The sequence below is a fragment of the Pseudorhodoferax sp. Leaf265 genome (assembly GCF_001422365.1).
Lineage (GTDB): Bacteria > Pseudomonadota > Gammaproteobacteria > Burkholderiales > Burkholderiaceae_C > Pseudorhodoferax.
Genome location: NZ_LMMT01000040.1, coordinates 118,231 through 140,834 on the forward strand (window position 1 = coordinate 118,231; position 22,604 = coordinate 140,834).

At 70.3% G+C, this 22,604-nt stretch carries 19 protein-coding genes and 1 other RNA gene; 6 read left to right on the forward strand and 14 right to left on the reverse strand.

Annotated elements, in window-relative coordinates; all coding sequences use genetic code 11:
* Window positions 1-85 precede the first annotated feature (85 nt).
* Window positions 86-790, forward strand: a complete 705-nt coding sequence (locus tag ASF45_RS31980; protein ID WP_056673219.1) for a glutathione S-transferase N-terminal domain-containing protein — start codon at window positions 86-88, stop codon at window positions 788-790.
* Window positions 791-797: 7 nt separating this feature from the next.
* Here the strand turns inward: ASF45_RS31980 and ASF45_RS31985 are convergent, their stop codons facing one another.
* From ASF45_RS31985 to ASF45_RS32005, 5 genes are all read right to left on the reverse strand, one after another.
* On the reverse strand, window positions 798-1,211 hold the full coding sequence (locus ASF45_RS31985) for an RcnB family protein (protein ID WP_056673223.1): 414 nt from the start codon (window positions 1,209-1,211) through the stop codon (window positions 798-800).
* 106 nt (window positions 1,212-1,317) lie between these two features.
* Window positions 1,318-2,130, reverse strand: a complete 813-nt coding sequence (locus tag ASF45_RS31990; RefSeq protein ID WP_235581094.1) for an NAD-dependent protein deacetylase — start codon at window positions 2,128-2,130, stop codon at window positions 1,318-1,320.
* A gap of 1 nt (window position 2,131) precedes the next feature.
* Window positions 2,132-3,583, reverse strand: coding sequence for an exodeoxyribonuclease I (sbcB, locus tag ASF45_RS31995; protein WP_056673228.1), 1,452 nt, complete (start codon window positions 3,581-3,583; stop codon window positions 2,132-2,134).
* A complete protein-coding gene (gene rnhA / locus ASF45_RS32000) occupies window positions 3,580-4,029 on the reverse strand; it encodes a ribonuclease HI (RefSeq protein ID WP_056673231.1) in 450 nt (149 codons plus the stop codon). Before rnhA ends, sbcB begins: the two co-directional genes overlap by 4 nt.
* Window positions 4,026-4,856, reverse strand: coding sequence for a class I SAM-dependent methyltransferase (locus ASF45_RS32005; protein ID WP_056673234.1), 831 nt, complete (start codon window positions 4,854-4,856; stop codon window positions 4,026-4,028). The genes rnhA and ASF45_RS32005 overlap by 4 nt, the downstream gene beginning before the upstream one ends.
* Here ASF45_RS32005 and gloB point away from each other — a divergent pair.
* The gene (gloB, locus tag ASF45_RS32010; protein ID WP_056673237.1) at window positions 4,855-5,646 is read left to right on the forward strand and encodes a hydroxyacylglutathione hydrolase; all 792 of its coding nucleotides are present in this window, start codon (window positions 4,855-4,857) and stop codon (window positions 5,644-5,646) included. The two genes, ASF45_RS32005 and gloB, sit on opposite strands and share 2 nt — an antisense overlap.
* Window positions 5,647-5,654: 8 nt before the next feature.
* Window positions 5,655-7,175 carry a transglycosylase SLT domain-containing protein gene (locus tag ASF45_RS32015; protein ID WP_200932243.1) on the forward strand — a complete coding sequence of 507 codons (1,521 nt, stop codon included), beginning with the start codon at window positions 5,655-5,657 and terminating at the stop codon, window positions 7,173-7,175.
* On the opposite strand, the gene ASF45_RS32020 is transcribed toward ASF45_RS32015, so the two are convergent.
* The 4 genes from ASF45_RS32020 to ASF45_RS32035 form a co-directional block, all read right to left on the reverse strand.
* Window positions 7,176-8,804: a PAS domain-containing methyl-accepting chemotaxis protein gene (locus tag ASF45_RS32020; RefSeq protein WP_056673244.1), complete on the reverse strand. Its 1,629-nt coding sequence runs from the start codon at window positions 8,802-8,804 to the stop codon at window positions 7,176-7,178.
* Window positions 8,805-8,911: 107 nt separating this feature from the next.
* Entirely contained in the window at window positions 8,912-10,069 is a 1,158-nt protein-coding gene (locus ASF45_RS32025; RefSeq protein ID WP_056673247.1) for an alpha-hydroxy acid oxidase, read from the reverse strand.
* Complete coding sequence (locus ASF45_RS32030) at window positions 10,069-11,163, reverse strand: TRAP transporter substrate-binding protein (RefSeq protein WP_056673250.1); 1,095 nt, start codon at window positions 11,161-11,163, stop codon at window positions 10,069-10,071. Before ASF45_RS32030 ends, ASF45_RS32025 begins: the two co-directional genes overlap by 1 nt.
* A gap of 35 nt (window positions 11,164-11,198) precedes the next feature.
* Window positions 11,199-12,632: an aldehyde dehydrogenase family protein gene (locus ASF45_RS32035; RefSeq protein ID WP_056673252.1), complete on the reverse strand. Its 1,434-nt coding sequence runs from the start codon at window positions 12,630-12,632 to the stop codon at window positions 11,199-11,201.
* A 142-nt stretch (window positions 12,633-12,774) separates the two neighbouring features.
* Here ASF45_RS32035 and ASF45_RS32040 point away from each other — a divergent pair, with 142 nt between their 5' ends.
* On the forward strand, window positions 12,775-13,527 hold the full coding sequence (locus ASF45_RS32040) for a FadR/GntR family transcriptional regulator (protein ID WP_056673256.1): 753 nt from the start codon (window positions 12,775-12,777) through the stop codon (window positions 13,525-13,527).
* A 181-nt stretch (window positions 13,528-13,708) separates the two neighbouring features.
* Here ASF45_RS32040 and ASF45_RS32045 read toward each other — a convergent pair whose 3' ends face one another.
* The 4 genes from ASF45_RS32045 to dnaX all read right to left on the reverse strand — a co-directional run bounded on the left by ASF45_RS32045 (window position 13,709) and on the right by dnaX (window position 17,784).
* Window positions 13,709-14,755, reverse strand: coding sequence for an ABC transporter substrate-binding protein (locus tag ASF45_RS32045; RefSeq protein WP_056673259.1), 1,047 nt, complete (start codon window positions 14,753-14,755; stop codon window positions 13,709-13,711).
* 125 nt (window positions 14,756-14,880) lie between these two features.
* Complete coding sequence (recR, locus tag ASF45_RS32050) at window positions 14,881-15,471, reverse strand: recombination mediator RecR (protein ID WP_056673261.1); 591 nt, start codon at window positions 15,469-15,471, stop codon at window positions 14,881-14,883.
* 138 nt (window positions 15,472-15,609) lie between these two features.
* The gene (locus ASF45_RS32055) at window positions 15,610-15,942 is read right to left on the reverse strand and encodes a YbaB/EbfC family nucleoid-associated protein (protein WP_056673264.1); all 333 of its coding nucleotides are present in this window, start codon (window positions 15,940-15,942) and stop codon (window positions 15,610-15,612) included.
* A gap of 24 nt (window positions 15,943-15,966) precedes the next feature.
* The gene (gene dnaX, locus ASF45_RS32060; protein WP_056673267.1) at window positions 15,967-17,784 is read right to left on the reverse strand and encodes a DNA polymerase III subunit gamma/tau; all 1,818 of its coding nucleotides are present in this window, start codon (window positions 17,782-17,784) and stop codon (window positions 15,967-15,969) included.
* 57 nt (window positions 17,785-17,841) lie between these two features.
* Here dnaX and ffs point away from each other — a divergent pair.
* Window positions 17,842-17,938, forward strand: an RNA gene (gene ffs, locus ASF45_RS34145) — signal recognition particle sRNA small type.
* Here ffs and ASF45_RS35725 read toward each other — a convergent pair.
* Window positions 17,934-18,110 (reverse strand): hypothetical protein, encoded by a 177-nt coding sequence (locus ASF45_RS35725; RefSeq protein WP_156473261.1) that lies wholly within the window; start codon window positions 18,108-18,110, stop codon window positions 17,934-17,936. The two genes, ffs and ASF45_RS35725, sit on opposite strands and share 5 nt — an antisense overlap.
* Before the next feature lie 237 nt (window positions 18,111-18,347).
* Between ASF45_RS35725 and ASF45_RS32065 the strand changes: the two genes are divergently transcribed.
* Window positions 18,348-22,604: a response regulator gene (locus ASF45_RS32065; protein ID WP_162244072.1), complete on the forward strand. Its 4,257-nt coding sequence runs from the start codon at window positions 18,348-18,350 to the stop codon at window positions 22,602-22,604.

Consider the following 22,604-nt stretch of genomic DNA (forward strand, 5'->3'; position numbering starts at 1 on the left):
TGTGCCGCAAGACCCTGGCTGCGCAGGGCCGGCCGCGGCCGCCTATGCTGCGCACCTCCATCATTTCCCGAGGCTTCCTCGCACCATGCCCGACCTGTCCGCCTTCGCCATCACCAAGAAGTGGCCCGCGCGCCATCCCGAGCGTCTGCAGCTGTATTCCCTGCCCACGCCCAATGGCGTGAAGGTCTCCATCGCCCTGGAGGAAACCGGCCTGCCCTACGAGGTGCACCGCGTCGCGTTCGACACCAACGACCAGCTCTCGCCCGAGTTCCTGTCGCTGAACCCGAACAACAAGATTCCGGCCATCCTCGACCCCAACGGGCCGAACGGCCGGCCGCTGGCCTTGTTCGAGTCCGGTGCCATCCTGGTCTACCTGGCGGCCAAGACCGGCCAGCTCATGCCCACGGACGAGGCCGCACGCTACGAGACGCTGCAGTGGCTGATGTTCCAGATGGGCGGCATCGGGCCCATGTTCGGCCAGCTCGGCTTCTTCCACAAATTCGCCGGCAAGGACTACGAGGACAAGCGCCCGCGCGACCGCTACGTGGCCGAGTCGCGCCGCCTGCTCAAGGTGCTCGATGGCCGGCTGGCCGGGCGCCAGTGGATCATGGGGGACGACTACGGCATCGCCGACATCGCCGTGTTCCCCTGGGTGCGCAACCTCGCGGGCTTCTACGGCGCCGGCGAGATCGTGGGCTTCGACGATTTCCGCGAGGTGCGGCGCGTGCTCGATGCCTTCGTGGCACGGCCGGCCGTGCAGCGCGGGCTGGCGATTCCGCCAGCCCCCTGAACCCGGCTCACTGCGACAGCAGCACCTGGGCGATGATGCCGGTCGCGATGGCGATCAGCACATACTCGGCGCCGACCTGCACCCAGTGGTAGCCACGCGGCGGCCGCTGCAGGCGGTGGCCACGCCAGTCGTCGACCACGTAGTAGCGGGTCCGGTAGGCGGGCGGCAGGCGGTCGCCCTTCTTCCAGTGGCCCGGAGGGCCGCCATAGGCATGGCCGGGCGGGCCGCCGTGCGGGTGGCGCGAGGGCTTGCCGTGGTGGCGGTCGTCATGGTGGTGAGGGCCACGCCGGTCGTCGCGGTCGCCGCGGCGCCCCCTGTCGTCCCGGTCACCGTCGCGGTCGCGCGGCTGGGCGAGCGCACCGACGGACGGCACACCCAGGGCCATGGCCAGCAGGGCTGTGGTGAAGGTCGAGCGTTTCATCTGGAGTCCTTTCGAGACCCGGTCTGTCGTGCCGGGCTGGAAACAAGCTTAGGCTGACAATGTAAAGCTGCGGTGGCGCAATGCGGGACTTGTGCAAAGCCGCGTGTCAGTCCGCCAGTGCCGCCAGTGCAGGCCCGATGGGCAGTTCGGCCTTGAGCGCCAGCAGCGCGTCGGCGCGCGTGCGGCCCAGGTTCAGGGCCGCGATGGGCTTGTGCTGCTCGGCCGCGGCCAGCGCGAAGCGGTAACCCGAATACACCATGAGCGAGGAGCCGACCACCAGCAGCGCGTCGGCACGCTGCAGCGCGGCCATGGCCTGCGCCACGCGCTCGCGCGGCACGGACTCGCCGAAGAACACCACGTCGGGCTTGAGCATGCCGCCGCAGCGGCTGCAGGGCGGCACCTCGAAGCGCGAGAAATCCGCATGCTCCAGGTCGGCGTCGCCGTCCGGCGCAGCACCGGCCGACAGGCGCGCGAAGGCCGGGTTGCGCGCCACGAGTTCCTGCTGCAGCAGCGCGCGCGCCGAGCGCGTGCCGCAGGCCAGGCAGACCACGGTGTCGATGCGGCCATGCAGGTCGACCACGCGCCGGCTGCCGGCCGCGCCGTGCAGGCCGTCCACGTTCTGCGTGAGCAGCAGCTCCACCCGGCCGGCGGCCTCCAGCCGGGCCAGCGCCAGGTGCGCCGCCCCGGGCCGTGCATGGGCCATGGTGGCCCAGCCGAGCAGACTGCGTGCCCAGTAGCGCTGGCGCGTGGCCTCGTCGCCCGTGAAGGCCTGGTAGGTCACGGGCTGCGGCCGCTTCCAGTCGCCGTTGGCATCGCGGTAGTCGGGAATGCCGGACTCGGTGCTGACGCCTGCGCCCGTCAGCACCAGCAGGCGCGGATGGCGGGACAGGAAACCGGCCAATGCTGCCTGGGCGTCCATTTCAGGCGAGGTCTGCGGTGATGTCCTCGACATAGGCGTGCAAGGCTTCGAGGATCTCCACGCCGCGTGCGTCGGCGGCCTGGCCGTGGCGGTCGAGCTCTTCGAGCAACTGGTCCACGTTGCGGGCCCCGCCCTCGCCTTCGATCAGGCGCGCCACGCGGTGCTGCAGCCAGCGCTCCTGCTCCTCCTCGGACAGCGTGTCCGGGAAGTTGCGCGCGCGGTAGCGGAAGAAGATTTCCTCGAGCCGCGCATCGTCGAAGCCGGTGCGGGCCGTGGCCAGTTGCTGCGGCGACTGCTGGCGCAGCTGGTTCAGCCTGCGCCGGTCGGCCGGACCGATGAAGCCGCCGTACAGGTCTTCGTCCACGTCGGGCGTGGCCTGGGGTTCGCGGCGCAGCAGGCCGTCCCACAGGGCCGACAGGTCGGGCAGCGCCGCGGCATGCGCGGCGTTCTGCAGTTGGGCGGGCAGGTCCAGACCCCAGCGCGCGGCCATCGCGGGAGCCAGCGTCTTGAGGCTGCCCACCACCATGGGCGACTTGTTGAGGTGCACGCTCTTGAGCGGCAGCCGCGTGATGCCGGGCGGCAGCTCTGCGGTGCGCGTGTACAGGCGCAGCCGCGCGTCCTCCACCGTCAGGCCGTCGAGCTGGCGCGGGTCGTGCGCGAGGTCCCATGCCAGCAGCTCGTTCTTGTTGGTGGGGTGCATGGCCAGCGGCCACATCAGCGCCAGGCAGCCGCGCTCGGTGCCGAACATGCCCGACACATGCAGGAAGGGCTTGGCCGTCTGCGGCGTGGTTGGCAGGCCCAGCTCGCTGGCCACGCGGTCCTTCTTGTGCAGGGCCAATGCGAAATCGAACAGCTTGGGCTGGGCCTTGCGGATCAAGCGCGCCAGCGCGATGGTGGCGCGCACGTCGGACAGCGCATCGTGCGCCGATGCATGCGCCAGACCGTTCGCCGCACTCAGGTGCTCGAGCTTGAAGCTGGGGCCGCCGCCCTCCTCGGCAGAGCGTTGCGGCCATTGGATGCCGTCCGGCCGCAGCGCGTGCGTGAGCCGCACCACATCGAGCAGATCCCAGCGGCCACAGCCGTTCTGCCATTCGCGCGCATACGGATCGATCAGGTTGCGCCAGAACAGGAAGCGCGTGACCTCGTCGTCGAAACGGATGGTGTTGTAGCCCACGCCGATGGTGCCGGGCTGGCTGAAGGCCGCCTCGATCCGCGCGGCAAACTCGGCCTCGGGCACACCGCGCTCCAGGCACAGCTGCGGCGTGATGCCGGTGATCAGGCAGGAGCCCGGGTCGGGCAGGTAGTCCGGTGCAGGCTGGCAGTACAGCATGAGGGGCTCGCCGATCTCGTTGAGCTCGGCATCCGTGCGGATCGCGGCGAACTGCGATGGGCGGTCGCGCCGCGGCACCACGCCGAAGGTCTCGTAGTCGTGCCACAAAAACGTATGGCTCATATGCGTCCCAATGCCTTGTCCACGCCCTTGTTGGCCAGCGCGTCGGCGCGCTCGTTGCCGGGATTGCCGGCATGGCCGCGCACCCAGCGCCAGTCGATCTTGTGGCCGCCGTTCGTCACCAGCGCATCCAGCTTCTGCCACAGCTCCACATTCTTGACGGGCTGCTTGGTCGAGGTGATCCAACCGCGCGCCTTCCAGCCGCGCATCCATTCGGTGATGCCCTTGCGCACGTACTCGCTGTCCAGGTACAGCGTGACCTCGCAGGGCTTCTTCAAGGCCGCCAGCGCCTCGATGACGGCGGTCATCTCCATGCGGTTGTTGGTGGTGGCCAGTTCGCCCCCGAACAACTCCTTTTCGAGCGTGCCCGACTTCAGCACCACTCCCCAGCCGCCCGGGCCGGGGTTGCCCTTGCAGGCGCCATCGGTGTAGATCTCGACGTGGTTCAACGCAATCCTTTTTCTCTCTGGGAAACGGAAGGTGCCGGCGCAGCGTGCGCCGGCTCGTGGACGGGGCGCCGCGGGCGCCGGTTGGCCAGCGGCACGGGCGCTGTGTTGAGCTTGCGCGCGCCCTTCCAGTTGGCCTCGAGCAGGCGCATGCCGCGCACCCGCTTGACGGCCGTGACGAAGTAGACCGCGCCCAGGATGGGCCAGCAGCGCGCGCCCAGCGCCTCCATCCAGCCGAAGCGGCCCAGCGTGGCTTCGCTGTTCACGGCCGGCCGGTAGCAGCCGAAGCTGCTGGATTCGACCTCGAAGGACAGCAGCCGCAGCCAGTCGCGCAGGCGCAGGTAGCCGATGAAGTCGCCATCGGCCGGCAGGTACAGCTGGCCCAGGCCCAGCTTGCGGACCAGCCGCGCGCGGCGCTGGCGCAGGCCCCACAGGCTGGCGCTGTTGAAGCCACAGATCACGGCCTGGCCCTCGGGCACGAGCACGCGCTCGACCTCGCGCAGCGTGGCGTGCGGGTCGGGGCTCAGTTCCAGCGCATGCGGCAGCAGCACCAGGTCCAGGCTGTTGGATTCGAACGGCAGGGCCGAGAAATCGCAGGCCAGTGCGGCGCGGCCCGGCGCGCCCGGCACCGGTGGCTCGGCCGCAGCCAGCCAGCGGTGCTGGATGCGACAGGCACGCAGGCCATCCAGTTCGGCCGCGCCCAATTGCAACGCGTGGTAACCGAAGACATCGGCCACCGCCCGATCGAACGCGGCCTGCTCCCAGGCCAGCAGGTAGCGGCCGGGCGGGGTCTGGAACCAATCGTGCAAACCTATAATTTGACCGCTCATGGAACTCATTGCGCTGCCCGCCTTCGCCGACAACTACGTGTGGATGCTGCACGACGGAGAGGCGGCGCTGGTGGTCGATCCGGGCGACGCAGCTCCGGTCTTCGAGGCCCTGCAGCGCCACGGTTTGCAACTGCGCTCGATTCTAGTCACGCACCACCATGCCGATCATGTCGGCGGCGTGGCTGCGCTGCGCGAGGCCACCGGCGCGCGGGTTTTCGGTCCGTCGCGCGAGCGCATCCCCGAACCGCTCACGCGCATGGCCGGCGGCGACCGCCTGCCGGTGGATGCGAGCACGCTGGGCCTGGCCTTCGAGGTCATCGACGTACCGGGCCACACGGCCGGCCACATCGCCTACTGGTGCCCGGCCATCGACGACGCCGATGGCAGCCCCGTGCTGTTTTGCGGCGATACGCTGTTCTCGGGCGGCTGCGGCCGCCTGTTCGAAGGCACGCCCGCGCAGATGCTCGATTCGCTCGACCGGCTGGCCGCCCTGCCCGGCAACACGCGCGTGTGCTGCGCCCACGAGTACACGCTGTCCAACCTCAAATTCGCGCGCGCCGTGGAACCTGGCAGCGCCGATCTGCTCCACTACAGCGCGCAGTGCGAACAACAACGCGCGCTGAACCAGCCGACGCTGCCTTCGCGCATCGCGCTGGAGCGGCGCATCAATCCCTTCCTGCGCGTACGCGAACCCCTGGTGGCCCAAGCCGCCCGCGGCTTCGACGCCGGTGTGCAGGATGCCGTCGGCGTGCTGGCCGCGCTGCGGCAGTGGAAAAACGAATTCAAATGAATGTTCTGATGAAGTATCTCGGCGTGGCGGTCCTGCTCTGGCTGACCGGCTGCGCCAGCATCGACAAGCCCAACTCCCCGATCTCCGCCAATGCGCCGCAGCCCCCCGCCACCGTGCAGGTGGACGGCACCGCCATTGCCGCGGGCCGCGGCCAGGCCATCATCCCCACGGGCCCGCTGAGCCCGATCGCTGCCTCCGAGCTGCGCTCGGGCCCCGTCACGCTGCAGCTGCCGCCGGCCGACCTGTGGGAGCGCATCCGCCGCGGCTTCGCCATGCCTGACCTGGACAGCGATCTCGTGCGCGACCGCGAGCAGTGGTACGCCACGCGGCCGGACTACATGCAGCGCATGACCGAGCGCTCCTCGAAGTACCTGTTCCACGTCGTCGAGGAACTCGAGGTGCGCGGCATGCCGACGGAGCTGGCGCTCCTGCCCTACATCGAGAGCGCCTTCAATCCGCAGGCCGTGTCGGTGGCCAAGGCCGCCGGCATGTGGCAGTTCATGCCGGCGACGGGTACCTACTTCGAGCTCAAGCAGAACATCTTCCGCGACGACCGGCGCGACGTGCTGGCCTCCACGCGCGCGGCGCTGGACTACCTGCAAAAGCTCTACGGCATGTTCGGCGACTGGCACCTGGCCCTGGCCGCCTACAACTGGGGCGAAGGCAGCGTGAGCCGCGCGATCCAGCGCAACCAGCGGGCCGGGCTGCCGACGGGCTACCTGGACCTGTCCATGCCCAACGAAACGCGCTATTACGTGCCCAAGCTGCAGGCGGTCAAGAACATCGTGGCCCGGCCCGAGCGCTTCAGCACCGAGCTGCCGCTGATCGAGAACCACCCCTACTTCCAGATGGTGGACCTCGCGCACGACATCGACGTGGCACTGGCCGCGCAACTGGCCGACGTCTCGCCCGAGGACTTCCGCGCGCTGAATCCGGCCATGAACAAGCAGGTGATCCTGGCCGCCGCCACGCCGCAGATCCTGCTGCCCTGGGACAACGCGCTGGTCTTCAAGCGCAACCTGGACGCGCGCGGCAAGGGCCAGCACGCCAGTTGGGGCGCCTGGGCCGTGCCCAGCACCATGACCGTGGCCGCCGCCGCCGACCGCGTGGGCATGAGCGAGGCCGACCTGCGCAGCGTCAACAACATCCCGCCGCGCATGCTGATCAAGGCCGGTTCGGTGCTGGTGGTGCCGCGCTCGGGCAAGATGGGCGACGTGGCCAGCCACCTGGCCGACAACGCATCGCTGCAGCTGGCGCCCGAGATCGTGACGCGCAGGACCGTGGTCAAGGCCGCGCGCAAGGACACCGTCGCCAGCCTGGCACGGCGCTACCGCGTCACGACGGCACAGGTCGCCGAATGGAATGACCTCTCGGTGTCGGCCGCGCTGCGCGCCGGCCAGGCCGTCACGCTGTTCCTGCCGGCCCGCGCCACGGTGGCGCGCAAGTCCGTTGCGGCCAAGAGGCCCGCCACGCGGCAGGTCGCGCCGTCGGCCAGGCAGCCGGTCGCCAAGAAGCGCGCCGCCCGCTGATCAGGCGGTTTCCTCGGCCAGCTCCAGGCGCGCAGCACGCCGCAGCGATACCGCGTCGACCTCGGCCAGCGACTGCTCGCCGCGTACCAGCCGGAACAGCCGCATCGAGTCGCTGACGCCCTTGGCCCGGCCCTGCAGCGACTGCGCCGCCGCCGCCAGCTGCTCGACCAGCGCTGCGTTCTGCTGGGTGATGCCATCGATCTGGTTCACGCCCTCGTTGATCTGCGCAATGCCCTGCTGCTGCTCGCGCGCGGCGGTGCTGATCTCGTCCAGAGTGGTGCGCACCTTGGCCACCGAAGACAGCGCCTGCTGCATGCGCTCACGCGCTTCGGCCGTGCGGCTTGCGCCCTGCTCCACACGCGTGGCCGATTCGACGATGAGCTCGCGGATCTCGCGTGCCGCGTCCGAACTGCGCTGCGCGAGCGCACGCACCTCGGAGGCGACGACGGCAAAGCCGCGGCCGCTCTCGCCTGCACGCGCCGCCTCCACCGCGGCGTTCAGCGCCAGGATGTTGGTCTGGAAGGCGACGCCCTCGATGAGTTGCACGATCTCGCCGATCTGCTTGGACGACTGGGTGATGCGCTCCATGGTCTCGGCAGCGGCCAGCACCGCGGCGTTGCTGCGCTCGGTCACCTCGGCGGTGGCATGGGCGAGTTCGGCACCGCGCGTGGCCGATGTCGCGCTCTGCTGCACCGTGCCGTTGATCTCATCCATCGATGCGGCCGTCTGCTGCAGGCTGCTGGCCTGCGATTCGGTGCGGGCCGAGAGGTCGTGGTTGCCGGCGGCGATCTCGCCCACCGCGTCGCCGAGCTGGCTCACCTCCGAGCGCACATCGGAGACCACCGTGCGCAGGTTGACCGACATCTGCATCAGCGCACGCTGCAGCCGCCCCACCGCGCCCGTGGCATCGGTGGATACGCGGTGCGACAGGTCGCCCGAGGCCAGCCGGTTGGCGTCCACCACCAGTCCCTTGAGCGGGGCCAGCATCAACTGGCGCACGCCCCACACCGCTGCGGTGGTGGTCACGGCCGCCACCGCGAGCACCGCAGCGTCCGGCAGCCCGGCCCAGCTGGCCAGCACGATGGCGGCCGAAGCCGTCAGCTGCAGCGCCAGCAGCTTGCCATTGGCCTGCGGCGTGAGGCCCTGGACCAACCGGCCCCAGCTGTCGCGGCGCCGCAGTTCACCGCGCTGCAACACATGGCGCAGGCTGCCGCTGGCGGCTTCCTCGCGCATGCTGGCGTACAGGCGCTCGGCCACCTGCACGGCGTCGCGCTCGGCGTGGGTGCGCACCGACAGGAAGCCGGTGATGCGCTCGCCGTCCATCATCGGCGTGGCATTGGCCCGCACCCAGTAGTGGTCGCCGTTCTTGCGCCGGTTCTTGACCAGCGCACTCCAGGGCTCGCCGCCCTGGATCGTGGCCCACATGTCGCGGAAGGCCTCGGCCGGCATGTCCGGATGCCGCACCAGGTTGTGGGGCTGGCCCAGCAACTCCTCGCGCGTGAAGCCGCTGACCTCGATGAATGCCGGATTGCAGTAGGTGATGCGGCCTTTCAGGTCCGTGACCGAGACGAGCGTCTGGTCAGCGGGAAACTGGTACTCGTGCCCACTGACGGGCTGGTTGTTGCGCATGCGGTCCCCACTCGTTGGTCGGTGCGCAGAGTCTAGTCAGATAAACACACAAATAAAATCGAAATCTCGTTCGAAGTACGGACAAATTGACCTGCGTCAAGCGTGCGTCACATCTGTGTCGTGGTGAGGCCGGCCCGGCGGGCATCGGCCAGCGCGGCCACGCCGGCCAATTGCATGGCCAGCCTCAGCTCGCCCAGCAGGATGGCGATGGCACGGTGGGCGCCGGCCTCGCCGCCGGCGCAGGCGCCGAACAGCGCGGCACGGCCGATGGCCACCGCCTGGGCCCCCAGCATGCGGGCCTTGAGCGCGTCCACGCCGCGGCGTACGCCGGAATCGACCAGCAGCGGCAGGCGCCCCGCCAGCCGGCGCGCGATCACCGCCAGCGCGTCGGCCGAGGCCTGCGCACCGTCGAGCTGGCGGCCACCGTGGTTGGAGACCCAGATGCCGTCCACGCCCAGGGCCGCAATGTGTTCGGCGTCGTCGGCATGCTCCACGCCCTTGACCAGCAGCCGGCCCGGCCAGCTGTCACGCAAGGCCGCCAGATCGTCCCAGCCGTAGGAAGCATCGAGGTTCTGGCCGACCTTGGCCGCGATCGTGAGGCCCGCGCTGTGGTCGCCCAACAGGCCGCGCACGTTCTCGAACTCGGGCTTGCCGCCGCGCGCCATGCGCCAGGCCCAGCCCGGGTGCGTGACGCCTTCCCACAGGTGGCGCGGCGTCATGCGCGGCGGGATGGAGATGCCGTTGCGCAGGTCGCGCTCGCGCTTGCCGCCGGCCGGCAAATCCACCGTGACGACCAGCGTGCCATAGCCCGCGGCCCAGGCGCGCTGCACCAGCGTGGCGTTGAAAGTGCGGTCGCGCAGCACGTAGAGCTGGAACCACAGCGGCCCTTGCACCGCGTCGGCCATGCGCTCGAGCCCGGTGTTCGACATGGTCGACAGCGTGTAGGGGATGCCATGCGCGGCCGCGGCCTTGGCGATCGCGAGGTCGGCGCCAGGCCAGCCCAGCGCGCACGAGCCCATGGGCGCGACGACGAAGGGCGCGGCTGCCGGCGTGCCGACGATGTCGGTGGCGAGGTCGGGGGCCGAGACATCGACCAGCACGCGCGGCACGATGCGCACGCGCTCGAAGGCGGCGCGGTTGTCGGCGAGCGTGAGTTCGTCCTCGGCACCGCCGTCGATGAACTCGAACACCGAACGCGGCAGGCGCCGCCGCGCGATGGCGCGCAGGTCGGCGATGGACAACGCGCGCTCCAGCGCAGCGGCCATCACTTGCGGCGCGAGGCCGCGGCCATGTAGCTGTCGAACGGTCCTTCGCAGAACTGCTGCCAGAGCACCTGCTCGTTGCGGAACCTGATCCAGTGGTCGAAGATTTTCTTGAATGCCGGGCTCTTATCGGAAAGCTCCGCGTACAGAGCCTCGGTGGCCTTGTAGCTGGCGTCCAGCACCGGCCTTGGGAATGCGCGCAGCACGGCACCGCCGGCCACCAGGCGGCCCAGCGCGCGCGGGTTCTCCACGTCGTATTTGGCGGTACACCACTGGTTGGCCTCAGCCGCTGCCGTGCGCAGCGCGATCTGGTAGTGCGCCGGCAACGCGGCCCAGGCCTTGGGGTTGATGAACAGGCCCAGCGTGGCCGAGCCCTCCCACCAGCCTGGGTAGTAGTAGTACTTGGCGACCTTGTGCAGGCCCAGCTTCTCGTCGTCGTAGGGGCCGACGAACTCGGCCGCGTCCAGCGTGCCCTTCTCCAGCGCCACGTACAGGTCGCCCGCGGCCAGTTGCTGGGCCACGACGCCGAGCTTGGCCAGCGCCATGCCGGCCAGGCCACCGACGCGGAACTTCAGGCCCTTGAAGTCCTCCACGGTCTTGATTTCCTTGCGGTACCAGCCGGCCATCTGCGCACCGGTGTTGCCGACCGGCATCGCCATGACGCCCTGGCTGGCATAGAACTCGTCCAGCAGCGCCTGGCCTCCGCCCTCGTAGAGCCAGGCGTTCTGGCCGCGCGCGTTCAGGCCGAACGGCAGCGCGGTACCGAAGCCGAATGCAGGGTCCTTGCCGATGTAGAAGTAGCTGGCCGAGTGGCCGGCCTCGACCGAGCCGGACTGCGTTGCATCGAGCACCTGCAGTGCCGGCACCAGCTCGCCGGCCGGATGCAGCGAGATGTTGAACCGGCCTTCCGTCAGTTCGCCGACGCGCTTGACGGCCATGTCCATCGCGCCATAGATCGTGCCCAGCGAGCGCGGGTAGCTCGACGCCAGGCGCCAGCGCACCTGCGGATTGCTGCCCTGGGCCAGCGCGGGGGCGGCCAGGCCGGCCACCAGCGTGCCGGCAGCAGTGCCGCGGGCCAGGAATCTTCTGCGTTGCATGTTGGCTTGTCTCCCTCTTTGTCGTTGTTGCCGGCTCAATCGTGGCGGATGGCGATGGTCTTGAGCACCGTGAACGCGTAGAGCGCCTCGAAGCCCTTCTCGCGCCCATGGCCGCTGGCCTTGACGCCACCGAACGGCAGCTCGATGCCCCCGCCCGCGCCGTAGTTGTTGATGAAGACCTGGCCGGCGCGCAGCTTGCGCGCCAGCCGCAGCTGGCGGCCGCCGTCGCGGCTCCAGACGCTGGCGACCAGGCCGTAGTCGGTGGCATTGGCGATGCGCACGGCATCCGCCTCGTCGTCGAAGGGCATGGCGGCCAGCACCGGGCCGAAGACTTCTTCCTGCGCCAGCCGGTGCGTCACGGGCACGTCCCGCACCAGCGTGGGCGGCTGGTAGAAACCACCCTGCGGCGCGGCCGCGTCGACGCTGCCCTGCGCCACGATGGCCAGGCCGTCGCGCCGCACCTCGTCCAGGAAGCCGGCCACGCGCTGCTGCTGGGTCTTGCGGATCAGCGGGCCGCAGTCCAGGTCCTGCTGCGAGGAACCCACGCGCAGGGCCGCGAACATGGGGCCCAGGCGCGCCAGCACGGCCTCGTAGGCGCTGCGCTCGATCAGCAGGCGGCTGCCCGCGGAGCAGGTCTGGCCGGCGTTCTGCACGATGGCATTGACGATGACGGGCAGCGCGGCATCCAGGTCGGCATCGGCGAAGACGATCTGCGGGCTCTTGCCGCCGAGTTCCAGCGTGACGGGCGTGTGGTTCTCGCAGGCCGCGCGTGTGACCACCTTGCCGATGTTGGGCGAGCCCGTGAACGACACGTGGTCGATGCCCGGGTGCTTGACCAGCGCATCGCCGGCCTCGTGGCCGTAGCCGGTCACGATGTTGATGGCGCCGGCCGGAAAGCCCACCTCGGCCGCGAGTTCGGCCACGCGCAGCAGCGACAGGCAGGCGTCCTCGGCCGGCTTGACCACACAGGCGTTGCCGGCGGCCAGCGCACCGCCCACGCTGCGGCCGAAGATCTGCATCGGGTAGTTCCAGGGCACGATGTGGCCAGTCACGCCGTGCGGCTCGCGCACCGTCAGCACGGTGTAGCCGTTCTGGTAGGGAATGGTCTCGCCGTGCAGCTTGTCGCAGGCGCCGGCGTAGAACTCGAAATAGCGCACGATGGCCAGCGCATCGGCGCGGGCCTGCTTCATGGGCTTGCCGGCGTCGCGCGCCTCGGTCTGCGCGAGCTCCTCGGTGTGCCGGGCCAGGTGCAGCGCCAACTTGTGCAGGAGGCGGCCGCGCTCGGCGGCGGTCAGCCGGCCCCACTCGCCCTCGTAGGCGGCGCGGGCAGCGGCCACGGCCACGTCGATGTCGGTCGCGTTGCCGCGCGCGATGGCGTCGAAGACCTGGCCATCGGAGGGATCGACGACGGGAATGCTTTCGCCCGAAGCGGGCGCGACGCGGCGGTTGCCGATGAAATGCTGCTGCATGCTTGTCTCCTGGCCGATGGCGGCGGCGCGGATGTTAGGCGCGCGCCGGACAAGTTGTCAAAGTGTTTTACTGCTTTGATCCGAAAGCTCCGTACTATCCCGCTCTCCCCTTGGGATGTATTGCCCATACAAGTAAACCAGGATGACAAATTTTGACGAACCGGATGCGGGCGCCGCGCCGCTGGGTCTGGAGCCCGTGCGGCACGAGCGCTTTGCCGAGCGCGTGTACGACAGCCTGTTCCACGCCGTCATGACCGGCCGCCTGGCCCCCGGCGCGCGGCTGCCGTCCGAGGTGGAACTGGCCGCGCGCTTCCAGGTGTCGCGGCCGGTGGTGCGGCAGGCGCTGGACCGTCTGCGCAGCGACCGGCTGGTGGAGTCCATCCGCGGTTCGGGCACCTACGTGTGCGCGCGACCCGCCACCATGCCCGTCGTGCCGCTGGCACGCAGCACGGCCGACCTGAGCCACATCGCCCATGGCCTGGAACTGCGCCTGGTGCTCGAACCCGAGTGCGCCTATTTCGCCGCCATGCGGCGCAAGCCGCGCGACCTGGCGCGCATGGAGGAGATGCTGGAGGGCTTCGAGAACGCGAACCGGCGCGGCGACGTGGCCCACCACTTCGACTATGGGTTCCACGAAGCCATCGCCCAGGCCAGCGCCAACCCGCGCCTGGCGCAGGTGCTCAAGTCGCTGGAGTACGACGTGAGCCATGCCGTCAACCTGTGGCGCCACCTGGCCCGCATGCAGCCATGGCGCCGCACGCAGGACGCGCTGGATGAGCACCGCAACATCTTCGCGCTGATCCGCGCGCAAGACGCCGAGGGCGCGCGCCGCGCCATGCGCGCGCACGTGGAGAACGCGCGCGTGCGCATGCTGGAGATCGAGCCCGGCACGTGATTCGGACATCCCCCCAGGCCGCTGCGCGGCTCCCCCTTCCTGCTGCGCGAAGAGGGGCACATCCAGCGGTCTGGCAAAGCCAGCCCCGCGGATGTTGCTGGCACGGCCTGCTCTGCAGCCATTGGCAAGCGTGGTGCGCGACGGTCGGCCGAACGCCGCGTACGAGGTGCTTTGCCCAGCATCACAGCCTGAAGCGCTCCTTGGCCTTGCGTGCGAACACGTTGGTGAACAGCTTGGTGGGATCGACGCGACCGCTGTCGATGTCGGGATCGAAGCTGGCCAGCGTGCGCAGCGCCGTGGCGCCGCCGTCGTCCGGCACCAGGCCATCGGGAGAGATCGTGTCGCGCACCTTCTGGAAGGAAGCGAGGTACAGCGCGCGGTCGCCCAGCAGGTAGTTCTCGGGCACGGTGCGCACGATGTCGCCCGGGCCGGCGGTCTGCAGCCACTTGAGCGCATGCACGATGGCATGGGCCAGCGCCTGGCAGGTGCGCGGGTGGCTGGCGATGAACGCGGTGGACGCGTACAGGCAGGCGGCCGGCATGTTGCCGCCGAACAGCGCCTGCGAACCCTTGAGCGTGCGCGTGTCGGCCACGATACGCACATCGCCATGCTGCTCGAGCATGGTCATCACGGGTTCGGTGTTGCACATGGCGTCGAGTTCGCCGGCGCGCAGCGTGGCCAGCGCCTCGGCACCGGTGCCCACGCCGACGAGGCGCGCTTCCTGCGGCCTGACGCCGGCCCGGGCGAGCAGCAACTGCGCCACCATCTGTGCGGAGGTGCTCGATGCCGGCACGCCGATGCTGCGCCCGCGCAGGTTGGCCAGCCCCTGGTACTGGGCCAGCGTGCGCGTGGAAACGCCCATGGCGATCTGCGGTGCGCGCCCTTGCAGCACGAAGGCCTGGTAGGACTGGTTGCGGTTGCGCAACACCACCATGGCTTCGAAGGGACCGGCGCCGATGTCGGCCGCGCCACCCAGCACGGCCTGCATGGCATGCACGCCGGCGGCATGGTCCTCCACGACCACGTCCAGGCCTTCGGCCTTGAAGTAGCCGAGCTGCTCGGCGATCGTCAGCGGCAGGTGGTAGAAGGTGGCCTTGCCGCCCACGGCCAGGGTCAGGCGTGTCTTCTCTGGCTTTTCCTGGGCCTGCAGGGCAGGCATCGCCACGCATGCTGCGCCAGCGAGCCCTGCGGCCACGATGCAGCGTCGTCGAAGGGCGGGCGTCTGCATGGTTCTGGTTCGGGACAGGAAGCCGGTCCAGCATAGTCAGCCGCTGCGGCGCGCGTCATCCGGAACATCCCCTTTGGGGAAAGCACGTAAGCGATGCTGCGGATGGCGCCGCAGCCGTGCGGCCGTCAGCGCCGGTCCACCAGCGCGTGCGCGATGGTCGAGAGGTCGACGTACTCCAACTCGCTGCCCGCGGGGACGCCGCGCGCGAGCCGCGTGACCGCCAACCCGCGCGACTTCAGCGACGCCGCGATGGCGTGCGCCGTGGCCTCGCCCTCGGCCGTGAAGTTGGTGGCGAGGATCACCTCCTGCACCACACCGTCGCAGGCGCGGTCGATGAGCTCGTGCAGTCCGATGTCCTTGGGGCCGATGCCGTCCAGCGGGCTGAGCCGCCCCATCAGCACGAAGTAGCGGCCCTTGAAGGCGGCCGTGCGCTCCACCGCCGACTGGTCTGCCGGGGTCTCCACCACGCAGAGCTTGCTCGCATCGCGGCGCGGGTCGGCGCAGGTGCTGCAGATCTCGTCTTCGGTGAAGGTGTGGCACAGCGCGCAATGGCGCACGTGGTCCACCGCCTGCGTGAGCGCACGCGCCAGCGCCTGGGCGCCGGCGCGGTCGTGCTGCAGCAGGTGAAAGGCCATGCGCGAGGCCGACTTGGCGCCCACGCCGGGCAGGCGGCGCAGCCCTTCGACCAGCGCATGCAGCGAGCCGGAATCGGCCACGACCCTAGCGACCCGCCGCGCAGTGCGCCATCGGCACGGTACGACGCCGGCACGCAGGCCATGCCAGCAGCCTGGCGGCGCCCCTGAAGGGGGATGGAATGGCTCCACGCAGTGAGCCATTCAAACGGGGTGGGTTCATTAAAACGGGAACTTCATGCCACCGGGCAGGCCGGGCATGCCGGCCGTGAGCTTGCCCATCTTCTCCTGGCTGGTCTCCTCGGCCTTGCGCACGGCGGCGTTGAAGGCGGCGGCCACCAGGTCTTCCAGCATGTCCTTGTCGTCGGCCAACAGGCTGGGGTCGATGGTGATGCGCTTGACGTCGTGCTTGCAGGTCATGACGACCTTGACCAGGCCGGCGCCGGACTCGCCCTCGACCTCGATGAAGGCGAGTTCGTCCTGGGCCTTCTTGAAGTTGTCCTGCATGGCCTGGGCCTGCTTCATGAGGCCGGCCAGTTGTCCCTTGTTGAACATGCGAATACTCCTAGAGGTTTTGAATCAAAGTGGCTTGATGCCGCTGGCGACGATTTTCGCGCCAAAGTCGCGCACCAGGCTTTGCACATAACTGTCGTTGCGCACGGTCTCTTCGGCCACGCGCTGTTTCTCGGCGGCGAACGCGGCATTGCGGCGTGCCGGGCTGTCGCTGACGGTGCCCACTTCCACACTGAGCCGCTTGCCCAGGCCTGCCTGCTCCAGCGCGGCACGCAGGCGCTCACGGCTGCCGGGCTGGTTCAGCGATTCGCGCTCCACACGCAGCATCCAGTGCTCGCCATCGCGCGCGACGAGCTGGGCCTGCAGCGCCAGTTCGCGCGCCAGCGCGGTGATGGCTTCGGCCGCGACGAGCTGCTGCACGGTCTGGTGCCAGAGGTCGCCCTCCTCGTTGGGCACGAGCCGCGAGGGGCCGGTGGCGGACTGCGGCTGCTCGCGCGGGCCGGGTTCGCGCTGCTCGCGCACCGCGATGGCCACCACCTCCTGCTGCGGCACATGCGGCGGCGCCACGGGCGCGGGGGCCTGCACCTCGACGGGCGGCATCTCGACCACGCGCAGGCGCTCGCCTTCGGGCCGGGCGGGAGCGGCCGGGGGCAACGGCGGCGATGGCGGCGTGGCTGCGGGAGGCCGCGGTGCCGGGGCCGGCGCGGGGGAAGGCCCAGGGGCCTGAACCGGGCGGCTCAGGCCGGTGCCGCCGTCATGCGGAGTTTTTTTTTCCGCCGTGGCGCCCTCCGGCTTGAATGCCAGCAGCCGCAGCAGCACCATCGTGAGGCCCGCGTACTCGTCCGGCGCCAGGCCCAGTTCGGCCCGGCCGTGCAGGCAGATGGAATAGAGCAGCTGTGTCTCGTCGGCCGGCATCGCGGCGGCCAGGCGGGCGGCGTCGGCCAGGTCGGCATCGTCGCCGCGCACGCCATCGGGCACCGCCTGCAGCACGGCCATGCGTTGCAGCATGGCGGCCATGTCCTCCAGCGTGGCGGCGGCAGACAGACCCTGCAGGCGCAGCTCCTCGCAGGTGTCGACCACGGTGCGGCCGTCGCCATCGGCCAGCGCCTGCAGCAGGCGCAGCACATGGCTGCGGTCGGCGCTGCCCAGCATCTGGCGCACGCTGTCTTCCTGCAGCTGGCCGGCACCGAAGGCGATGGCCTGGTCGGTCAGCGACAGCGCATCGCGCATGGAGCCGCGCGCCGCGCGCGCCAGCAGGCGCAGCGCGCCCTCATCGGCCGGCACGCTCTCGGTCTGCAGCACGCGGCCCAGGTGCTCGCGCACGGTCTCGGGCGCCATCGGCCGCAGGTTGAACTGCAGGCAGCGCGACAGCACCGTGACGGGCACCTTCTGCGGATCGGTGGTGGCCAGGACGAACTTGAGGTATTCGGGCGGCTCCTCCAGCGTCTTGAGCATGGCGTTGAAGGCCGTGTTCGTGAGCATGTGCACTTCGTCGATCATGAAGACCTTGAAGCGGCCCTGCACCGGCTTGTAGACGGCCTGCTCCAGGAGTCCCTGCACCTCGTCCACGCCGCGGTTGGAGGCGGCGTCGAGCTCGGTGTAGTCGATGAAGCGGCCGGCATCGATGTCGGTGCAGGCCTGGCACACGCCACAGGGCTGGGCCGTGACGCCGCCCTGCCCGTCCGGCCCCTGGCAGTTGAGCGACTTGGCCAGGATGCGCGAGACCGTGGTCTTGCCGACGCCGCGCGTGCCCGTGAACAGGTAGGCGTGGTGCAAGCGCTGGCTGGTCAGCGCGTTCTCCAGCGCCCGCACCACATGCTCCTGCCCCACCATCTCTCCAAACGTCTTGGGTCGGAATTTGCGCGCGAGAACCAGATAGGACATCCGCGCATTCTACGAACCGGTCCAGAGGGGAATTCGGCCGCGGCTACAATGCGCCTCGACGGGCCTTCCCGCATGGTGAAGCGGCCAACCGGGTCAGGTGGGGAACCAAGCAGCCCTAACTGTAGAGCCAGTGCCGGGGTCAAGGCTCGTCACCTTTTCTTCTTCTGCATCGACGCCGGGCCACCGGTGCTCCACGGGTGCCGGGCCCGCCCCGCATCGATCTTCCGTCCACGCCGCTCGTCGCCGAGCCCCAGCAGCCAGCCCGGCAAGCGCGTCACCAGCACGAGCAGCTGCCACAGGGCCTTGGCGGCATCCCACAGATCCATCGGCCCAGCAACCGCCCCCGCGCATCAACGCTGCGTGCCGACGGCTCCATCGCGGTGGCGCGGCGCCATAGCCTCCAAATCGCCTGCGGTTTCCCGTCGCTCTGGTGCGCAGTAATATGATCTTAATTTGATCAATTAAGTCAAATAAAACGCACGAAAATGGATGCAAATAAGGTCCGACGGACCCTATGGTCTGCATTGCTGCGCGAATGGCTGCTACTGGTTGGTGTACTTGCCGTGCTGGCCGGACTGATGGTGTACGCCGTCGTGCGGGAGTACCGCCGCGTCGGCCTCTCGGAAAGCGTTCGGCTGCAGACCCAGGCCCAGGTCGTGGAGCACCATGTCCGTCGCCAGCTGGAGAGCGTCGACCAGGCTCTGCGCACCACGCTGCAGGCCGCGACGCACTGGCCCACGCCGGCCGGCAGCGTCGGCGAAGCCTCCCTGCATGCGCTGGTGGATGTGATGCCCGGCGTGCGCACACTGACGGTGATGGACGCCAAGGGCACCGTACTGGCCGCCAACCGGCCCGAACTGCTGGGCCGCCACTACGGCGAGCGCGACTTCTTCCGCGCGGCCGTGGGCGCACCGCAGTCGGGCATGGTGGCGCTGTCGGCGCCGTTCCGCTCCTACCTGGGCAGCGTGGCACTCAACGCCGCGCGCGCCAGTTTCGCGCCCGACGGGCGCGTGCAGCACGTGGCCAGCGCGACGCTGGATCCCGAGTACTTCGGCGGCGTGCTCGGCTCGGTCACCCATGCCCCGGACATGTGGGCCACCGTGCTGCACGGCGAGGGCCGGTTGTTCCAGGTGGCGCCGTTGACCGCCAGCGACATGCTGGAGGATCTGCAGGACGCAGGCTCGTTCTGGCAGCAGCATGCAAACGGCGGCGCGCTGCACAGCCTGGTCGATGACCATGGCGCCGGCCTGGACCGGCTCGTGGCGGTGCGCACGGTGGTGTCGCCGCAGGTGCGCGTCGACCATCCCCTGGTGGTGGCGGTGGGCCGCTCCAAAGCCGCCATGTACGCGCCGATCTGGCAACAGGCGCAGACCTACGGCCTGCTGTTCGCGGCGGTGGCCCTGGCCAGCGCCCTCGGTCTGGGCCTGCTGCAGCGCCGCCGCCTGCAGGTCGCAGTGCTGCAACAGGCCAGCCGCGCAGCGCGCCAGGACAGCGAGGAACGCGTGGCGCTGGCGCTGCGCGGTGCCGACCTGGGCCTGTGGGAATGGAGCCTGGACAGCGGGCGCATCATGCTCGACGCGCGTGGCTGCTCCATGCTGGGATTGACGCCGGCGCAGCTGCAACTGGAGCGCCGGCCCTGGGCGGACCGGCTGCACCCCGACGATGCGGCCGGCGTGCTGGCCCATGCCGCCGACCACGCACAAGGCCGCGCGCCGCGCTTCGAGGCAGAGTTCCGCGTGCGGCATGCCGATGGCCACTGGGTCTGGATCCTGTCGCGCGGCAACCGCGTCGATGGCACGCCGGTCCGGCTCGCGGGCACCCACATGGATGTCACGGCACGCCAGCAGTCGGCCCAGGCCCTGGCGGCGCGCGAGGCCGAGCTGCGCGACTTCAAGAGCATGCTGGACGAGACGCTGGACTGCGTCTACATCCTGGACGCCCAGACGCTGCAGTTCCTCTACGTCAACGAGGGCGCGATCCGCATGAGCGGCTACGGCGAGGCTGAACTGCTGGCGATGAAGCCGACCGACCTGCTCTGGGACACCACGCCCGCGCAGTACATGGAGCGCACGCGGCCGCTGGTGGAAGGACGCGAGCCGGCCCAGCTCGTCGAGGTCGTGCACCGGCACCGCGACGGCCATCCGATTCCCGCGGAAGTGTTCCTGCAGTACCTGCCGGCCACCGCGGAGCGCCGCCCGCGCTTCCTGGCCGTGGTGCGCGACATCACGGCGCGGCGCGCCCAGACCGCGCTGGAATTGTCCGAGGCGCGCTTTCGCATGCTCATCGAAGGGGCGCCGACGGCCATCGCCATCCTGCGCGGCGAGCGCTTCGAGTACACCAACCACCGCTTCCTCGCCATGCACGGCTACGCCAGCGGCGACACCCTGGCCGGCGACCCCTGGCGCGCGGCATTCGCCATTGACGCGCACGCCATCCTCGCCGCGCCCCAGGCGGCGCCGGCCAGTGCCGGCAAGGCCCACAGCATCCGCAAGAACGGCGAGCTGCTGCCGGTGCTGGTGGCCTGCACCGCGGTGGAGCTGTCCGACGGCCCGGCCACGGTGGTGTTCCTGCAGGACATCTCGGACCTCGAGCGCGCCGAGGCCGAGCTGGTGCAGGCCCGCGACGCGGCCGAACAGGCCAGCCGTGCCAAGGCGGCCTTCGTCGCCAACATGAGCCACGAAGTGCGCACGCCGCTCAACGCCATCCTGGGCCTGGCCTATCTGCTGGAACATGGCTCGCTGCAGGGCGAGCCGCTGGACCTGGTGCGCAAGATCCATGCGGCGGGGCGCACCCTGCTGGGGACCATCAACCACGTGCTGGACATCTCCAAGATCGAGGCCGGCCGGCTGGAGATCGAGCGCGCGCCGTTCCGGCTCGACGAGGTCATCGACAACGTCGCCACCATCATGGGTGCCAACGTCGGCGACCGGCCGCTGGAACTCGTGATCTCGCCGCCACCGTTGGGCGCCGACCAGCTGATGGGCGACGCGCTGCGGCTGCAGCAGGTGCTCGTGAACCTCACCGCCAACGCCATCAAGTTCACCGAGCGCGGCCAGGTCGCGCTGCACACGGAGCTCGAACACCGCGACAGCCGCCAGCTGCGGCTGCGCTTTTCGGTGGTCGATTCCGGCATCGGCATTCCGGCCGACAAGGTGGGCGAGATTTTCGCGCCGTTCGCGCAGGCCGACAGTTCGACCACGCGGCGCTTCGGCGGCACCGGCCTGGGCCTGGCGATCTGCCGGCAGCTGGTAGAGCTCATGGGCGGGCAGATCGGCGTGCACAGCACGCCGGGCAAGGGCAGCACCTTCTGGTTCTCGCTGCCATTCGAGCCGGCACCGGCCACGCACTTCTCCTCGCCCGCCATGCTGCAGGTGCAGGCACTGGTGGCCGACGACAACCCGCTCGTGTGCGAGGCCGCCGTCGCCACCGCGCGCGGGCTCGGCTGGCAGATGGAGGCCGTCGGCTCGGGCAACGACGCACTGGCCTTCATCGAGCGGCGCATGGCCGCGCAGACCCTGCCCGACGTGGTGCTGCTGGACTGGCGCATGCCCGGCATGGACGGGCTGGACGCCGCGCGCGCCATCCGCGCCGCCGTGCCACCGCACGCCTGCCCCATCGTCATCATGGTCACCGCCCATGCGCGCGGCGCGCTGCTGGCCGAGGCCGGGCCCGACCTCGTGGACGCGGTGCTGGACAAGCCGCTCACGGGCTCCAAGCTCTACGACGCGGTGGTGCAGGCGCAGCGCCGCCGCAGCGCCACGCCCGAGAACCCAGTGGCCGGGCAGGCGGCGCAGGAGCAGCCCCTGGCCGGGCTGTCCATCCTGGTGGTGGACGACAGCGAAATCAACCGCGAGGTGGCGCAGCGCATCCTGCAGCGCGCCGGGGCCGCCGTGGTGCTGGCCAGCGACGGCCAGCAGGCGCTGGACCGGCTGGGCGACAGCACGGCCGCCACCGTGGACATCGTGCTGATGGACGTGCAGATGCCCGTCATGGACGGCATCGAGGCCACCCGCCGCCTGCGCCGCGAAGCGCATCTGGCCCATCTGCCCGTGGTCGCGCTGACGGCCGGAGCCTTCAAGAGCCAGCAGGACGCGGCCTGGGCCGCCGGCATGAACGGCTTCATCGGCAAGCCCTTCGACGTGGCCGAGGCCATCGCCTTGATCCGGCGCCTGACGGGGCGCGACGGCACGCCGGCGGCCGTCGCGGCGCCTGGTACGCGGCGCGCGGCCCTGGCGCTGCCTGCGTTGCCCGGCATCGACCTGGCGCAGGGCCTGCAGATCTGGAGCGACGAGCGCGCCTACCGGCGCTTCCTGGCGCACTTCCTGGACGAGCATGGCGCGAACGCGCAGGAGATCCGCGCGCTGCTGGCGGCCGGCGACGCCGAACAGGCCGGCGCGCTGGCCCACCGCCTGCGCGGCGGCGCCGCCCACCTGGCCTTGCCGCAGACCACCGAGGCCGCCGCCGAGGTCGAGCTGGCGCTGCAGCACGGCCATGACCCGGCCCCTGGCCTGCAGCGGCTGGAGCAGGCGCTGGCCACGGCCGGCGCCTCGGCGCGGCAGCTGCAGGCTGGGCAGCCCGCCGCCACACCCGCCGAACCCGCCGCGCCGGCCACACCAGCGGCGCTGGCCGAGCGGCGACGGCTGCTGCAGGCCTTGCTGCGCGCGCTCGACGCCGACGACCCCGGCCCGGCCGAGGCCGTGCTGGCCGAGCTGGGCCCGCATCTGCCGCCGGCCGACCTGCAGGCCCTGCAAGGCCTGCTGGACAGCTACGACTTCCGTGGCGGCGAACGCCATGTGCGCCGCCTGCTCGACACCCCATGA

Excerpts from the sequence above, each read along its gene's own strand:
- ASF45_RS31980 (WP_056673219.1), top strand. The coding sequence starts at position 86 with ATGCCCGACCTGTCCGCCTTCGCCATCACCAAGAAGTGGCCCGCGCGC.
- ASF45_RS31985 (WP_056673223.1), bottom strand. The coding sequence starts at position 1,211 with ATGAAACGCTCGACCTTCACCACAGCCCTGCTGGCCATGGCCCTGGGT.
- ASF45_RS31990 (WP_235581094.1), bottom strand. The coding sequence starts at position 2,130 with ATGGACGCCCAGGCAGCATTGGCCGGTTTCCTGTCCCGCCATCCGCGC.
- sbcB (WP_056673228.1), bottom strand. The coding sequence starts at position 3,583 with ATGAGCCATACGTTTTTGTGGCACGACTACGAGACCTTCGGCGTGGTG.
- gloB (WP_056673237.1), top strand. The coding sequence starts at position 4,855 with ATGGAACTCATTGCGCTGCCCGCCTTCGCCGACAACTACGTGTGGATG.
- ASF45_RS32005 (WP_056673234.1), bottom strand. The coding sequence starts at position 4,856 with ATGAGCGGTCAAATTATAGGTTTGCACGATTGGTTCCAGACCCCGCCC.
- ASF45_RS32015 (WP_200932243.1), top strand. The coding sequence starts at position 5,655 with ATGAAGTATCTCGGCGTGGCGGTCCTGCTCTGGCTGACCGGCTGCGCC.
- ASF45_RS32020 (WP_056673244.1), bottom strand. The coding sequence starts at position 8,804 with ATGCGCAACAACCAGCCCGTCAGTGGGCACGAGTACCAGTTTCCCGCT.
- ASF45_RS32025 (WP_056673247.1), bottom strand. The coding sequence starts at position 10,069 with ATGGCCGCTGCGCTGGAGCGCGCGTTGTCCATCGCCGACCTGCGCGCC.
- ASF45_RS32030 (WP_056673250.1), bottom strand. The coding sequence starts at position 11,163 with ATGCAACGCAGAAGATTCCTGGCCCGCGGCACTGCTGCCGGCACGCTG.
- ASF45_RS32035 (WP_056673252.1), bottom strand. The coding sequence starts at position 12,632 with ATGCAGCAGCATTTCATCGGCAACCGCCGCGTCGCGCCCGCTTCGGGC.
- ASF45_RS32040 (WP_056673256.1), top strand. The coding sequence starts at position 12,775 with ATGACAAATTTTGACGAACCGGATGCGGGCGCCGCGCCGCTGGGTCTG.
- ASF45_RS32045 (WP_056673259.1), bottom strand. The coding sequence starts at position 14,755 with ATGCAGACGCCCGCCCTTCGACGACGCTGCATCGTGGCCGCAGGGCTC.
- ASF45_RS32055 (WP_056673264.1), bottom strand. The coding sequence starts at position 15,942 with ATGTTCAACAAGGGACAACTGGCCGGCCTCATGAAGCAGGCCCAGGCC.
- dnaX (WP_056673267.1), bottom strand. The coding sequence starts at position 17,784 with ATGTCCTATCTGGTTCTCGCGCGCAAATTCCGACCCAAGACGTTTGGA.
- ASF45_RS35725 (WP_156473261.1), bottom strand. The coding sequence starts at position 18,110 with ATGGATCTGTGGGATGCCGCCAAGGCCCTGTGGCAGCTGCTCGTGCTG.